Consider the following 14,205-nt stretch of genomic DNA (forward strand, 5'->3'; position numbering starts at 1 on the left):
GCAGTTTGCGCACTAGGCCGGGACGACGACAGCAAGTGGCTGGTGCTCGCATGTGAATGCGGGCGCCGGTCCCATGATCTTGCCCAGCAGCATAGTAGTTGGCCATGTTTGATCCTTCAGCCCCTCCGGCGGCACGTCCCTTCCTTCTGGAGATCTGCGGCCTCAGCAAGAGCTTCGGCACGCTGAAGGCGCTCGATGACGTCGACTTCAAGCTGGGTGAAGGCGAGATCCACGCGCTGCTCGGCGAGAACGGTGCCGGCAAGTCGACCTTGATCAAGGTCGTCACCGGCGTGTTCGCGCGCGACGCGGGCAGCGTGCGGCTGGCGGATCGCGAGATCGAGGCGCGCTCGGCCAAGGACGCCGTCGATGCCGGCATTGCGACGGTCTATCAGGAAGTGAACCTGCTGCCGAACCTGTCGGTGGCGCAGAACCTCTATCTCGGCCGGCAGCCGACCCGCTTCGGTGTCGTGCGCGAGGCCGAGATGCGGCGGCGCGCGCGTGCGCTGCTGCTGGACTACGGCCTCGACATCGACGTCGGTGCGCCGTTGTCGAGCTATTCGGTCGCGGTCCAGCACATCACGGCGATCGCGCGCGCGGTCGATCTCTCCGCGCGTGTCCTCATCCTGGACGAGCCGACCGCGAGCCTCGATCGGCACGAGGTCGAGGTCCTCTTCAAAGTGATGCGAAAGCTCGCGGAGCGCGGCATCGGCATCATCTTCGTCAGCCATTTCCTCGACCAGGTCTATGAAATCTGCGATCGCGTCACGGTGCTGCGCAACGGCCGGCTGATCGGCACGCGCGACATCGCCGACCTGCCGCGGCTCGATCTCATCCGCATGATGCTCGGACGCGAGCTGGCCGAAACCACCCACGAGCGCGCGGCGAGCCAGCCCGACACGGCGCGCGAGGTCTGTGTCAGCTTCAAGGGCTACGGCAAGCAGAGCTATCTCGCGCCGTTCGATCTCGAGCTGCGCCGCGGCGAGGTGGTCGGGCTGGCCGGCCTGCTCGGCTCCGGCCGCACCGAGACCGCGCGGCTGGTGTTCGGCGCCGAACGCGCCGACAGCGGCGAGGCCACGATCGACGGCAAGGCCATCAGGCTGAACTCGCCGCGCGACGCCGCCGCGCTCGGCTTCGGCTATTGCCCGGAGGAGCGCAAGACCGAGGGCATCGTCGCCGACCTCACCGTGCGCGAGAACATCGTGCTGGCGCTGCAGGCGCAGCGCGGCTTGCACCGTCCGCTATCGCGGCGCGAGCAGGACGAGATCGCGCTGCGCTACATCCGCATGCTCGACATCCGGCCGCCCGATCCGGAACGTCCGATCGGACTGCTGTCCGGCGGCAACCAGCAGAAGGCGCTGCTGGCGCGCTGGCTCGCGACGTCGCCGAAGCTGCTGGTGCTGGACGAGCCGACCCGCGGCATCGACGTCGGCGCGCATGCCGAGATCATCCGGCTGGTGCGTGAATTGTGCGAGCAGGGCCTGGCGCTGCTCGTCATCTCCTCGGAGCTCGACGAGATCGTGACCTATTCGAACCGTGTCGTGGTGCTGCGCGACCGCGCCCACGTCGAGGAGCTGAAGGGCGAGGCGGTCGAAGTCTCCAGCATCCTCGCCGCGATTGCCGCGGATGCCGCCCCCGTTCACGAGGCCGCATCATGACGCTCCGGATTCCGCGCCGCGGCCTCGCGCAAGCGCTCGCACTGCTCGTGATCCTGATGATCGATCGCGCGGTGTCGCCGCAATTCTTCAATCTGCATCTGCAGGATGGCCGGCTGTTCGGCAGCGTCATCGACGTGCTCAACCGCGGCACGCCGGTGGCGCTGCTGTCGCTCGGCATGGTGCTGGTGATCGCGACCGGCGGCATCGATCTTTCGGTTGGCGCGGTGATGGCGATCGCCGGCGCCACCGCGGCGAGCCTCGCCGATACGCATTCGCTGCCGGTCGTGATCGCGTCGGCGCTCGCCGTGGGCCTGGCCTGCGGGCTGTGGAACGGCATCCTCGTCGCCGTGCTGCGGATCCAGCCGATCGTCGCGACGCTGATCCTGATGGTCGCGGGGCGCGGCATTGCGCAGCTGATCACCGAAGGACGCATCGTCACCTTCACCTCGCCCGACCTGGTGTGGATGGGCAACGGCGCCGTGCTCGGCCTGCCGACCCCGGTCGCAATCGCGATCGGCATGCTGCTGGTGACGGCAGCGGTCGTGCGCGGCACCGCGCTGGGGTTGTTGATCGAGGCGACCGGCGGCAACGCCCGCGCCAGCGAGCTGTCCGGCGTCGGCACCCGCGCGATGATCCTGTCGGTCTATGTCTGGTGCGGCCTGTGTGCCTCGCTGGCCGGCGTCATCGCTGCGGCCGACATCATGGGTGCGGATGCCAACAATGCCGGCCTGTGGCTCGAGCTCGACGCGATCCTCGCCGTCGTGATCGGCGGCACCTCGCTGTTTGGCGGCCGCTTCAGCCTGATATTGGCGGTGGCCGGCGCGCTGATCATCCAGGCCATGAACACCGGCATTTTGCTGTCCGGCTATCCGCCGGAGCTCAATCTGCTGGTCAAGGCCGTCGTCGTGCTCGCCGTGCTCTTGGCGCAGTCGCCGCGGCTCGGCGATCTCTCCCGCTTCACCGCGCGCTGGCGGAGGACCAAGCCATGAAGTCATCGACTTCGGTTGCAATCACCGCTTTCGTGCTGGTCGCGGGCTTCGCGCTGTGCGCGCTGCAGTTTCCGAACATCGCCTCGACCCGCGTCGTCGCCAATCTGCTCACCGACAACGCCTTCCTCGGCATCGTCGCGGCCGGCATGACCTTCGTGATCATCTCCGGCGGCATCGACCTCTCGGTCGGCTCGGTGATCGGCTTCACCACGGTGTTCGTGGCGCTTGCGGTCGAGCGCTGGGGCCTTCCGCCGTTTGCGGCCTTCGCGCTGGTGCTGGTGCTGTGCGCGCTGTTCGGCGCCGCGATGGGCGCCGTCATCCACGTGTTCGAGCTGCCGCCGTTCATCGTGACCCTGGCCGGCATGTTCCTGGCGCGCGGCATCAGCTTCCTGCTGTCAACCGAATCGATCCCGATTACGGCGTCGATCTATAGCGAGGTGTCCGACTTCGCGATCCGGCTGCCGGGCGGCGGCCGGCTTACCGCAATCGCAATCGCCATGCTGGTCATCCTTTTGCTCTGCGCGCTGCTGCTGCACCTGACGCGGTTCGGCGCCAACGTCTATGCCCTCGGCGGCAGCCGCGCCGCGACCGCGCTGATGGGCATTCCGGTCGGACCGATGACCATCCGCATCTATATGCTGTCGAGCGTGCTCGCGGGCCTCGCCGGCATCGTCTTCTCCTTCTATACCGCGGCCGGCTATTCGCTGTCGGCGGTCGGCGTCGAACTCGATACCATCGCGGCGGTCGTGATCGGCGGAACATTGTTGACGGGCGGGCAGGGCTCGGTCATCGGTACCTTTCTTGGCGTCCTCATCCAGGGCATGATCCAGACCTACATCAACTTCGATGGCACGCTGTCGAGCTGGTGGACCAAGATCGCCACGGGGGTTCTGTTGTTCGTTTTCATTGCGCTGCAGCAAGGTCTGATGGCACTGGCGCGCCGCTCGTCTGCGAAGCCGGCAAGGGCCAGGACTGCGGGGGCGGCGACATGACGACGCCGCACATCGTCTCGATTCCGACCCGGCGCGCGCATTCCAACCACGCCGAGGTCGCTCGCAGCATCGGCATCGACATCATCTCAGGCAAACTGGGCGAGGGCGTGCGGTTGCCCGGCGATGCGGAGTTGACGGCCACGTTCGGCGTGTCGCGACCCGTGCTGCGCGAGAGCGTCAAGACGCTGGTGGCCAAGGGCCTGCTCTCGACCAAGGCGCGCGTCGGCACCGTGGTGCGCGAGCGCTCGGCCTGGAACATGTTCGACCCCGACGTGCTGGCTTGGCATCTCGATGCAGGCATCGACAAGCGCTTCCTCGCCGACCTCGCCGAGATCCGGCTGGCGATCGAGCCGCGGGCCGCCGCGCTTGCCGCGGAGCGCCGCAGTGAGGACGACATCGCCGCGATGCGCAAGGCAATGGCCCAGATGGAGCGCGAGCCGTCGACCTCGGTCGCCTTCGCCGAAGCCGACCTTGCGCTGCACGTCGCGGTCGCCAACGCCTCGGGCAATCCCTTCATGCGGTCGATCGGCGCTGTGATCGAGGCGGCGCTGCGCACCTCCTTCGTGTTGAGCGCGCCGGTCGAGATAGCCGATCGCGACACTGTGCTGGTCTGGCACCAGCGCATCATCGACGCCATTGCCGATGGCAATCCCGAGGGCGCCTCGGAAGCCATGATCGAAGTCATCTACAACGGCCGGCGGCGTCATGCGCAATCGGCTGCACGAACGGACCAGGAATGAGCAACGACAAGTCAGACAAGCAGCTGCGCAGCCAGGCGTGGTTCGGCCGCCAGGACAAGATGGGCTTTTATTATCGCTCATTCCTGAAAAACAGCGGTACGCCGCAGGACCGGTTCGAAGGCCGTCCGGTCATCGGCATCTGCAACACCTGGTCGGAGCTGACGCCCTGCAACGCGCATTTCCGCGTCATCGCTGAGCATGTCCGCCAGGGTGTGCTCGATGCCGGCGGCTATCCGCTGGAGTTTCCGGTCTCCTCGCTGGGCGAGGTGACGATGCGCCCGACAGCGATGCTGTTCCGCAACCTCGCCTCGATGGACGTCGAGGAGGCCATCCGCGCGCATCCGCTGGACGGCGTCGTGCTGCTGATGGGCTGCGACAAGACCACGCCGGCGCTGCTGATGGGCGCGGCGTCCGCCGATCTGCCGGCGATCGGCGTCTCCGGCGGTCCGCAATTGCGCGGCGTCTATCGCGGCCAGATCATCGGCTCCGGCACCAACATCATCTCGATGAGCGAGCAACTGCGCGCCGGCGAGATCACCTTGAAGGAATTCCATGAGGCCGAGGCCGGCATGAACCGCTCGGCCGGCAGCTGCATGACCATGGGCACGGCGTCGACGATGGCCTCGATGGTCGAGGCGCTCGGCATCGGCCTGCCGGAGAACGCCGCGATCCCCGCGGCCGACGCGCGCCGCAATCTGCTGGCGCGCATGGCGGGCCGGCGCATCGTCGAGATGGTCGGCGAGGACCTCAAGCCGTCGGACATTCTCACCCGGCAGGCGTTCGAGAACGCGATCCGCACGCTGGCGGCGATCGGCGGCTCGACCAACGCGGTCGTGCATCTGCTCGCCATCGCCGGCCGCATCGGCGTCGAGCTCACCCTCGACGATTTCGACCGCCTGTGCCGCGACGTGCATTGCCTCGTCGACCTGATGCCGTCGGGCCGCTTCCTGATGGAGGACTTCTACTACGCCGGCGGCCTTCCTGCGGTCCTGCGCGCGCTCGGTGAGCGCGGTCTGCTGCACAAGGACGCGCGCACCGTCAACGGCAAGACGCTGTGGGACAATGTCGCCGAGGCGCCGAACTACAATGCCGAGGTGATCACGCCGTTCGAGACGCCGTTCAAGACGGAAGCCGGCATCGCCATCCTCACCGGCAACCTCGCGCCGAACGGCGCCGTCATCAAGCCGTCGGCGGCCTCGCCGGAGCTGATGAACCACACCGGGCGCGCGGTGGTGTTCGAGAGCGTCGAGGAGATGCACGACGCCGTCGACGACGACAATCTCGATATCGATGCGTCATGCATCATGGTGCTCAAGAACTGCGGCCCGAAGGGCTATCCGGGCATGGCCGAGGTCGGCAACATGCCGCTGCCGGCGAAGGTGCTGCGCCAGGGCGTACGCGACATGATCCGCATCTCGGATGCGCGCATGTCCGGGACGGCCTACGGCACCGTCGTGCTGCACGTCGCGCCGGAGGCGACCATCGGTGGACCGCTGGCGCTGGTCAAGAACGGCGACATGATCACGCTCGACGTCGCCGCCCGCCGGCTGCATCTGCATGTCAGCGACGAGGAGCTGGCTGTGCGCCGGGCCGCCTGGACGCCGCCGAAGCCGCATGCCGCCCGCGGCTATCAAAAGCTCTACATCGATCACGTGCTGCAGGCCGATCGCGGCGTGGATTTCGACTTCCTGGTCGGCCGCACCGGCTCGCCCGTGCCGCGCGACAATCACTGAGAGGTGCCCATGACCGCTTCCGCCAAAAAGCTCTACAAGGGCGTCTTCCCGGTGGCGCCGACCGTGTTCGACGCCGATGGCCGCCTCGACCTCGAGGGCCAGAAGCGCGCGATCGACTTCATGATCGATGCCGGCTCGCACGGCATCTGCATCCTCGCCAATTTCTCCGAGCAGTTCGTGCTGACCGACGACGAGCGCGATCTCGTCATGACCACGGTGCTGGAGCACGTCGCCGGCCGCGTGCCGATCATCGTGACGACCACGCATTTCTCGACCTTCGTCTGTGCCGAGCGCTCGCGCCGCGCGCAGGACAAGGGCGCGGCGATGGTGATGGTGATGCCGCCCTATCACGGCGCCACCTTCCGCGTGCCCGATAGTTCGATCTATGAGTTCTATCGCGGCGTGTCGGATGCGATCTCGATTCCGATCATGGTGCAGGACGCGCCGGTCGCCGGCACGCCGCTGTCGGTGCCGCTGCTCGCGCGCATGGCCAAGGAGATCGAGAACCTCGCTTATTTCAAGATCGAGGTGCCGCGCGCCGCCGACAAGCTGCGCGCGCTGATCGAGGCGGGCGGCGCTGATATCGAGGGTCCGTGGGACGGCGAGGAGGCGATCACCCTGATGGCCGATCTCGACGCCGGCGCGACCGGTGCGATGACCGGCGGCGGCTATCCCGACGGTATCAGAAAGATCATCGATCCCTATTTCGCTGGCGACCGTGACGCTGCTGCGGCCGCCTATGAACGTTGGCTGCCGCTGATCAACTACGAGAACCGGCAGTGCGGCCTTGCCACCTGCAAGATCCTGATGAAGGCGGGCGGCGTGATCAAGCACGACACGCTGCGCAGCCCGCAGCCGCCGATCCATCCGGCGACGCAAAAGGGCCTGCTCGAGATCGCGCGCCGGCTCGACCCGGTCGTGCTGCGCTGGGGACGCTAGAGATGAGCGAGCTTCGTGTCGCCATCGTCGGTTTCGGCAAGATCGCGCGCGACCAGCACGTGCCGGCGATCGCTGCCACCGAGGGCGTGACCTTGACCGCCGTTGCGAGCCGCAACGCGTCGCTGCCGGGGCTGCCGCATTTCGGCACCATCGAGGAGCTGTTGCGCGACGGTCCGGAGATCGATGCGGTTGCGCTGTGCACGCCGCCGCAGGTGCGCCGCGCCCAGGCGCTTGTCGCGCTCGAGGCCGGCAAGCATGTCATGCTGGAGAAGCCGCCGGGCGCCGCCGTCAGCGAGCTCGATCCGCTGATTGCGCTTGCCGCCGCCAGGCAGCGCACGCTGTTTGCGACCTGGCATTCGCGCTACGCGCCGGCGGTCGAGCCGGCGCGGGAGTGGCTGTCACAGCGACAGATCCGCAGCGTGCGGATCGACTGGAAGGAGGACGTCCGCGTCTGGCATCCGGGACAGGCCTGGATCTGGCAGCCCGGCGGGCTCGGGGTGTTCGATCCCGGCATCAACGCGCTATCGATCCTGACCCGTATCCTGCCCGAGCCGGTGTTCTTGACCGAAGCGGAACTGTCGTTCCCGTCCAATTGCCAGGCGCCGATCGCGGCCAGCCTGTCGCTCTCGACGGCCAGCGACCTGCCGATCGCGGCCGAGTTCGATTTCCGCCAGACCGGGCCGCAGAGCTGGGACATCAGGGTCGAGACCGACGAGGGACAGCTGAAGCTGTCGCTGGGCGGTGCGCGGATGACCGCGGACGACCAGGTGATGGTGGATGAGAAGGAGCGGGAATATCCCGGCCTCTACCGCCGCTTCGTCGAGTTGACGAAGACCGGAGCCAGTGACGTCGACCTCGCGCCGCTGCGGCTCGTCGCCGATTCCTTCCTGCTTGGCCGCCGCAACATCGTCGAGCCGTTCGAGGACTAGAGCCATGACCGAGGCGCGGATCACCAAGGATGTGTTCGGGACTTTGCCGGACGGTCGCGAGGTCGAGCGCGTGACCTTGCGCGGCGACGGCGGCTTCGAGGTGCGGATCATCACCTACGGCGCGGCGCTGCAGGCGCTGCTGGTGCCGGATGCGCAAGGCCGCGTTGACGACGTCGTGCTCGGCCATGACGACCTCTTGAGCTACCTCAAGCTCCGGAGATTCTTCGGCGCGACCGTCGGGCGCTACGCCAATCGCATTGCCAAGGCGCGCTTTGAGCTCGACGGCCAGGAGGTGCGTCTGGACGCCAATAACGGCGCGCACGCGCTTCATGGCGGGCCCGACGGCTTCGACCGCAAGCTCTGGCAGATCGTCGCGACCGAAGACGGTGCGCAGCCGTCAGTCACGATGCTGTATGTCAGCCCCGACGGGGAGGCGAACTATCCGGGACGGTTGGACGTTCGCGTCACCTATCAGCTGATCGGGCCGATGGAGTTGTCCGTCACGTTCAGTGCCCGGACGACCCGCACCACGGTGGTCAACCTGACCAATCACAGCTTCTTCAATCTCGACGGCCTAGCCGCCGGCACCGATACGCTCGATCATCGTCTGACGCTCGCGGCGGACCACTATCTCGCGATCGATGAGACCGCGATTCCGCTGGCTGGGCCGCCGCATTCCGTCGCCGGCACGCCGTTCGATTTTCGCGAGGCGCATCCGGTCGGTGCGCGCATCCGCGCCGACGATGCGCAGATCAGATGTGGCCGCGGCTATGACCACAATTTCTGCCTGCGCGAGGGCAGCGGCGTTCGCTTCGCGGCGCGGCTCGCATCGCCGCGCTCCGGGCGGGTCATGGAGTTGCACACGGACCAGCCCGGCCTGCAGATCTATTCCGGCAACTACATCGACGCGACCGTCAGCGGCAAGGGACGGGTCTATCGCCAGTCCGACGCCATCTGCCTGGAGCCGCAGGTCTGGCCGGACAGCCCGAACCGGCCGGATTTCCCGAGCGCGCGGCTGACGCCGGACAGCGTCTACAAGCACGAGACCGTCTATCGCTTCTCGATCGCGGGGGCGTCCGTGTGATGGAGCATGTGCCGACCACCGTCCTCTGCGCCGACCACTGTCATCTCGGCGAGGGGCCGACCTATGACCCGGCCACTGACACCGCGTGGTGGTTCGACATCCGCGAGGGATTGCTGTTCGAAGCCAATCTCGGCAGCGGTGAGGTTCGTCGCCACGTGCTGGGGAGGATGGCCAGCGCGCTCGGCCGCATCGATTCCTCCCGGCAGCTGGTCGTGACCGAGGACGGCCTCTATATCCGGACCATCGCCGACGGCGCGCTGTCGCCGTATCTGCCGCTCGAGGCCGACAATCCGGCGACGCGGTCGAACGATTCGCGCGTCCATCCCTCCGGGACGTTCTGGATCGGGACCATGGGCCGCAAGGCCGAACGGGGGTTGGGTGCGATCTACGCGCTGCATCGCGGCGAGATCGTCCGGCTGTTCCCGAACGTAACCATTCCGAACGCGATCTGCTTCTCGCCGGATGGTTCGATCGGCTATTTCGCCGATACCGACGAGAACGTGCTCTATCGCGTCCTGCTCGATCCGGCGACCGGCCTGCCGCGCGGCGAGCCTGAGGTTCTGGTGCGCCGGCGCACGCCCGGCGGCATCGACGGCGCGGTCGTCGATGCCGATGGGCGCATCTGGCATGCCTGCTGGGGCGGTGGTTGTGTCGACGTCTACAGCCCGCAAGGCGAGCACATGCGCAGCATCGCGGTGCCGGCCAGCCAGGCCAGCTGTCCGGCCTTCGTCGGAAAGGACTTGTCAAGCCTGCTCGTCACTTCTGCCTGGCAGGATATGGACGCGGCGGCCAAGGCGGCCGACCCTGGTCACGGTCAGACTTTTCTGCTCGATGTCGGAGTCCACGGCCGTGCCGAGCCCGACGTCAAACTATCCATCTGAGAGGAGGAACAATCGGTCAGGCGTCGTTCAGCCTAACAGTTAACTGGTACCAAAATACGCAATCGCGTATTCATTGTCCAAATTTGAAGTCCAAAGGGAGTGAAATATGTCGAGAATGAAGACCATCATGGCCGCCGCCCTGGCCGGCCTCGGCGCCCTGGCGCTGTCGAGCGCCGCCATGGCCCAGAGCAAGGGGACCGTGGGCATCGCGATGCCGACCAAGTCCTCGGCGCGCTGGATCGACGACGGCAACAACATCGTCAAGGTGCTGAAGGAGCGCGGCTACGGCACCGACCTGCAGTATGCCGAGGACGATATCCCGAACCAGCTCTCGCAGATCGAGAACATGGTCACCAAGGGCTCCAAGGTGCTGGTGATCGCCGCGATCGACGGCACCACGCTGTCGGACGTGCTGAAGCAGGCCAAGGCCAAGGGCATCATCGTGATCGCCTATGACCGCCTGATCCGTGACACCCCGAACCTGGATTACTATGCCACGTTCGACAACTTCCAGGTCGGCGTGCTGCAGGCGCAGTCGATCGTGGACAAGCTCGGACTGAAGGACGGCAAGGGCCCGTTCAACATCGAGCTGTTCGGCGGCTCGCCGGACGACAACAACGCCTACTTCTTCTACAATGGCGCGATGTCGGTGCTGAAGCCGTTCATCGACTCCGGCAAGCTCGTGGTCGGATCCGGCCAGATGGGCATGGACAAGGTTGCGACCCTGCGCTGGGACGGTGCCACCGCCCAGGCCCGCATGGACAACCTGCTCAGCGCCTTCTACGGCAAGAAGCGCGTCGACGCGGTGCTGTCGCCGTATGACGGCCTGTCGATCGGCATCATCTCCTCGCTGAAGGGCGTGGGCTATGGCAGCGCCGATCAGCCGATGCCGGTGATCTCGGGCCAGGACGCCGAAGTGCCGTCGGTCAAGGCGATGCTGCGCGGCGACCAGTACTCGACCATCTTCAAGGACACCCGTGACCTCGCCAAGGTCACCGCCGACATGGTCGACGCTGCGCTGAGCGGCAAGGAAGTCCAGGTCAACGACACCAAGACCTACAACAACGGCGTCAAGATCGTTCCGTCCTACCTGCTCAAGCCGGTCGTCGTCGACAAGAGCAATTGGGAGAAGGTCCTGATCGACAGCGGCTACTACAAGAAGGCCCAGTTCCAGTAATCCTGGCCTTGGACTTCAACGACCCTCTCCCCGATCTCGGGGAGGGGGGCTCTACCACTGAAGCCCGCGGGGCGCGCGCGCGCGCGGAACGAAGTGGAGACACGAACAGAGATAGAAGACGATGACCGCAATCCTGGAAATGCGCAACGTCAGCAAGAGCTTCGGCAACGTGCAGGCTCTGCGTGACGTCAGCTTCACCGTCGAGCCTGGCGAGATCCACGCCCTGGTCGGCGAGAACGGCGCCGGCAAGTCGACGCTGATGAAGGTGCTCAGCGGCGTCTATCCGCATGGCCGCTACGAGGGCCAGATCATCTTCGAGGGCGAGGAGCGAAAGTTCCGCGACATCAACGATTCCGAGGCGCTCGGCATCATCATCATCCACCAGGAGCTGGCGCTGATTCCGCTGATGACGATCGCGGAAAACATCTTCCTGTCGCATGCGCCGCAGCGCTTCGGCGTCATCGACCGCGACGAGGTCTACCGCCGCACCCAGCAATTGCTGGCGCAGGTCGGCCTGAAGGAATCGCCGGATACGCTGATCACCGATCTGGGCGTCGGCAAGCAGCAGCTGGTCGAGATCGCCAAGGCGCTGTCCAAGCGCGTCAAGCTCCTGATCCTGGACGAGCCGACCGCCAGCCTGAACGAGGCCGACAGCGCGGCGCTGCTCGACCGCCTCGTGAAGTTTCGCGAGCAGGGCATCTCCTCGATCCTGATCACCCACAAGCTCAACGAGGTCTCGCGCGTCGCCGACCGCATCACCGTGCTGCGCGACGGCCGCAGCGTCGATGGCATCGACTGCCGCGCCGAGCCGGTCCTGGAGGACCGCATCATCAAGAGCATGGTCAACCGCGACATGGCGCACCGCTTTCCCGAGCGCCAGCCGAAGATCGGCGAGCCGGTGTTCACGGTCGAGAACTGGTCCGTGTTCCATCCGCAGCATACGGACCGCCGCGTCATCAAGAATGTCGACTTCCAGGTCCGTCGCGGCGAGATCGTCGGTATCGCCGGGCTGATGGGCGCCGGCCGCACCGAATTCGCGATGAGCCTGTTCGGCCGCTCCTGGGGCTTCAACATCTCGGGTCGCGCCCGGCTCGAGGGCCACGATGTCAATCTCAACAGCGTGCCCGCGGCGATCGATGCCGGCCTCGCCTATGTCACCGAGGACCGCAAGCAGCTCGGCCTGATCCTGGCCGACGACGTCCGCAAGAACATCACGCTGGCGAGCCTCGGCCAGGTCGCGCCGAAGGGCGTGATCGACGACATCGCCGAGCTCAAGGCGGCCTCCGGCTACCGCGGCCGGATGCGGATCCGCTGCTCGGACGTCTATCAGGAGGCCGGCCAGCTCTCCGGCGGCAACCAGCAGAAGGTCGTGCTGTCGAAATGGCTGATGACCGATCCCAAGGTGTTGATCCTGGACGAGCCGACCCGCGGCATCGACGTTGGCGCCAAATACGAGATCTACTGTATCATCCAGGAGCTTGCGGACGCCGGTCGAGGTGTGGTGGTAATCTCGTCGGAAATGCCCGAGTTGCTCGGAATCTGCGACCGGATCTGCGTGATGAATGACGGCGCCTTCGTCGGCGAGTTTGCCGGCCCGGAGGCGACGCAGGAAAAGATCATGCGCGCTATCATGCGCAACGAAGCCATCAAGAACCAGGAGACGGCCGCGTAAGCGGTCGGGAGGACACCACCAATGACCGACAAGACGGTTTCGCTCCCGGAGGAGAAGCCCCACAGCGGCTTCCTGAAGAACAATCTGCGCAGCTACGGCATGCTGATGTCGTTGTTCGTCATCATGCTGTTCTTCCAGGTCATGACCGACGGCACGCTGCTGCAGCCGCTCAATCTCACCAACCTGGTGCTGCAGAACAGCTACATCGTCATCATGGCGCTCGGCATGCTCTTGGTCATCGTGACCGGGCACATCGACCTGTCGGTCGGATCGGTCGCCGGTTTCGTCGGCGCGGTCGCGGCCGTGCTGATGGTGCGCTACCACATCGACTTTCCGATCGCCATCATCGCCTGCCTGATCGTCGGCGCCGTGATCGGCGCGGCGCAAGGCTACTGGGTGGCGTATTTCGGCATTCCATCCTTTATCGTCACCCTGGCCGGCATGCTGGTGTTCAAGGGCCTGGCGCTGGCGCTGCTGCAGGGCCAGTCGCTCGGTCCGTTCCCCGGCACCTTCCAGAAGCTCTCGTCCGGATTCATTCCGGAGCTGATCTCGGGCGCCGGCAATCTCAATCCGACGTCCATTGCGATCGGTGCGGTGCTGACGCTCATCCTGGTGTATGCCAGCGTCAAGGGCCGCGCCCGCGAGGTCGAGCACGGCATCGAGGTCGAGCCGTTCGGCGTCTTTGCCGGCAAGAACGTCGTGCTGGCCGGCGTTCTGATGTACTTCACCTATCTGATCGCCTCGCACCGCGGCCTGCCCAACGTGCTGGTCATCATGGTCGCGCTGATCGCGCTGTACGGCTTCATGACCCGCCGCACCGTGGTCGGCCGGCAGATCTACGCGGTCGGCGGCAATGCCAAGGCGGCCAAGCTGTCGGGCATCAAGACCGAGCGGCTGGTGTTCCTGACCTTCGTGAACATGGGCGTGCTGGCCGCGCTGGCCGGCCTGATCTTCGCCGCCCGCCTCAACACCGCGACCCCCAAGGCGGGACTCGGCTTCGAGCTCGACGTCATCGCGGCCTGCTTCATCGGCGGCGCCTCGGCCTATGGCGGCGTCGGCAGGGTCGGCGGTGCCGTGATCGGCGCCATGATCATGGGCGTGATGAACAACGGCATGTCCATCCTCGGCATCGGCATCGACTATCAGCAGGTCATCAAGGGCCTGGTGCTGCTCGGCGCCGTCTGCATCGACGTCTACAACCAGCGCCGCTAACCGTTTCCAACAACGATCTCGACCTCGCTGCCGGCGCCTTCGCGCCGGCAGTTGCGTTTCTGGGCCAGCACGCCACTGCTCGCACCAGCGGCGATCGCCGCCGGCCATGGCTGCTTCCTCTCCGACCGCTAAGGCGTGGACGGGAGCGTCGCCTTCACGTCAGCCTGTTCGCTGGTGCGCGGTACCGTAGTCTTCCGGGCCC

The 14,205-nt window shown here is 66.3% G+C and carries 12 protein-coding genes; all 12 read left to right on the forward strand.

The window, feature by feature from the left end; all coding sequences use genetic code 11:
* The first annotated feature begins 104 nt into the window (after positions 1–104).
* The 12 genes from ACQR07_RS26525 (at position 105) to mmsB (ending at position 14,003) form a co-directional block, all read left to right on the forward strand.
* Complete coding sequence (locus ACQR07_RS26525) at positions 105–1,655, forward strand: sugar ABC transporter ATP-binding protein (RefSeq protein ID WP_434905066.1); 1,551 nt, start codon at positions 105–107, stop codon at positions 1,653–1,655.
* Entirely contained in the window at positions 1,652–2,644 is a 993-nt protein-coding gene (locus ACQR07_RS26530; protein WP_434905067.1) for an ABC transporter permease, read from the forward strand. The genes ACQR07_RS26525 and ACQR07_RS26530 overlap by 4 nt, the downstream gene beginning before the upstream one ends.
* Positions 2,641–3,636: a galactofuranose ABC transporter, permease protein YjfF gene (yjfF, locus tag ACQR07_RS26535; protein ID WP_434905068.1), complete on the forward strand. Its 996-nt coding sequence runs from the start codon at positions 2,641–2,643 to the stop codon at positions 3,634–3,636. The genes ACQR07_RS26530 and yjfF overlap by 4 nt, the downstream gene beginning before the upstream one ends.
* Entirely contained in the window at positions 3,633–4,376 is a 744-nt protein-coding gene (locus ACQR07_RS26540) for a FadR/GntR family transcriptional regulator (RefSeq protein ID WP_434905069.1), read from the forward strand. Before yjfF ends, ACQR07_RS26540 begins: the two co-directional genes overlap by 4 nt.
* Entirely contained in the window at positions 4,373–6,109 is a 1,737-nt protein-coding gene (locus ACQR07_RS26545; protein ID WP_434905070.1) for an IlvD/Edd family dehydratase, read from the forward strand. Before ACQR07_RS26540 ends, ACQR07_RS26545 begins: the two co-directional genes overlap by 4 nt.
* Before the next feature lie 9 nt (positions 6,110–6,118).
* On the forward strand, positions 6,119–7,048 hold the full coding sequence (locus ACQR07_RS26550; RefSeq protein WP_434905071.1) for a dihydrodipicolinate synthase family protein: 930 nt from the start codon (positions 6,119–6,121) through the stop codon (positions 7,046–7,048).
* A gap of 2 nt (positions 7,049–7,050) precedes the next feature.
* Positions 7,051–7,977, forward strand: coding sequence for a Gfo/Idh/MocA family protein (locus tag ACQR07_RS26555; protein WP_434905072.1), 927 nt, complete (start codon positions 7,051–7,053; stop codon positions 7,975–7,977).
* A gap of 4 nt (positions 7,978–7,981) precedes the next feature.
* Complete coding sequence (locus ACQR07_RS26560; RefSeq protein WP_434905073.1) at positions 7,982–9,061, forward strand: aldose epimerase family protein; 1,080 nt, start codon at positions 7,982–7,984, stop codon at positions 9,059–9,061.
* Complete coding sequence (locus ACQR07_RS26565; RefSeq protein ID WP_434905074.1) at positions 9,061–9,942, forward strand: SMP-30/gluconolactonase/LRE family protein; 882 nt, start codon at positions 9,061–9,063, stop codon at positions 9,940–9,942. The genes ACQR07_RS26560 and ACQR07_RS26565 overlap by 1 nt, the downstream gene beginning before the upstream one ends.
* A gap of 106 nt (positions 9,943–10,048) precedes the next feature.
* Complete coding sequence (chvE, locus tag ACQR07_RS26570) at positions 10,049–11,119, forward strand: multiple monosaccharide ABC transporter substrate-binding protein (RefSeq protein WP_434868693.1); 1,071 nt, start codon at positions 10,049–10,051, stop codon at positions 11,117–11,119.
* A 121-nt stretch (positions 11,120–11,240) separates the two neighbouring features.
* A complete protein-coding gene (gene mmsA / locus ACQR07_RS26575; RefSeq protein ID WP_434868692.1) occupies positions 11,241–12,791 on the forward strand; it encodes a multiple monosaccharide ABC transporter ATP-binding protein in 1,551 nt (516 codons plus the stop codon).
* A 21-nt stretch (positions 12,792–12,812) separates the two neighbouring features.
* Positions 12,813–14,003 carry a multiple monosaccharide ABC transporter permease gene (gene mmsB / locus ACQR07_RS26580; protein ID WP_434905075.1) on the forward strand — a complete coding sequence of 397 codons (1,191 nt, stop codon included), beginning with the start codon at positions 12,813–12,815 and terminating at the stop codon, positions 14,001–14,003.
* The last annotated feature ends 202 nt before the right edge of the window (positions 14,004–14,205 follow it).

It is taken from the genome of Bradyrhizobium sp. HKCCYLS20291 (genome assembly GCF_051167715.1).
In the GTDB taxonomy this organism is placed as follows: Bacteria; Pseudomonadota; Alphaproteobacteria; order Rhizobiales; family Xanthobacteraceae; genus Bradyrhizobium.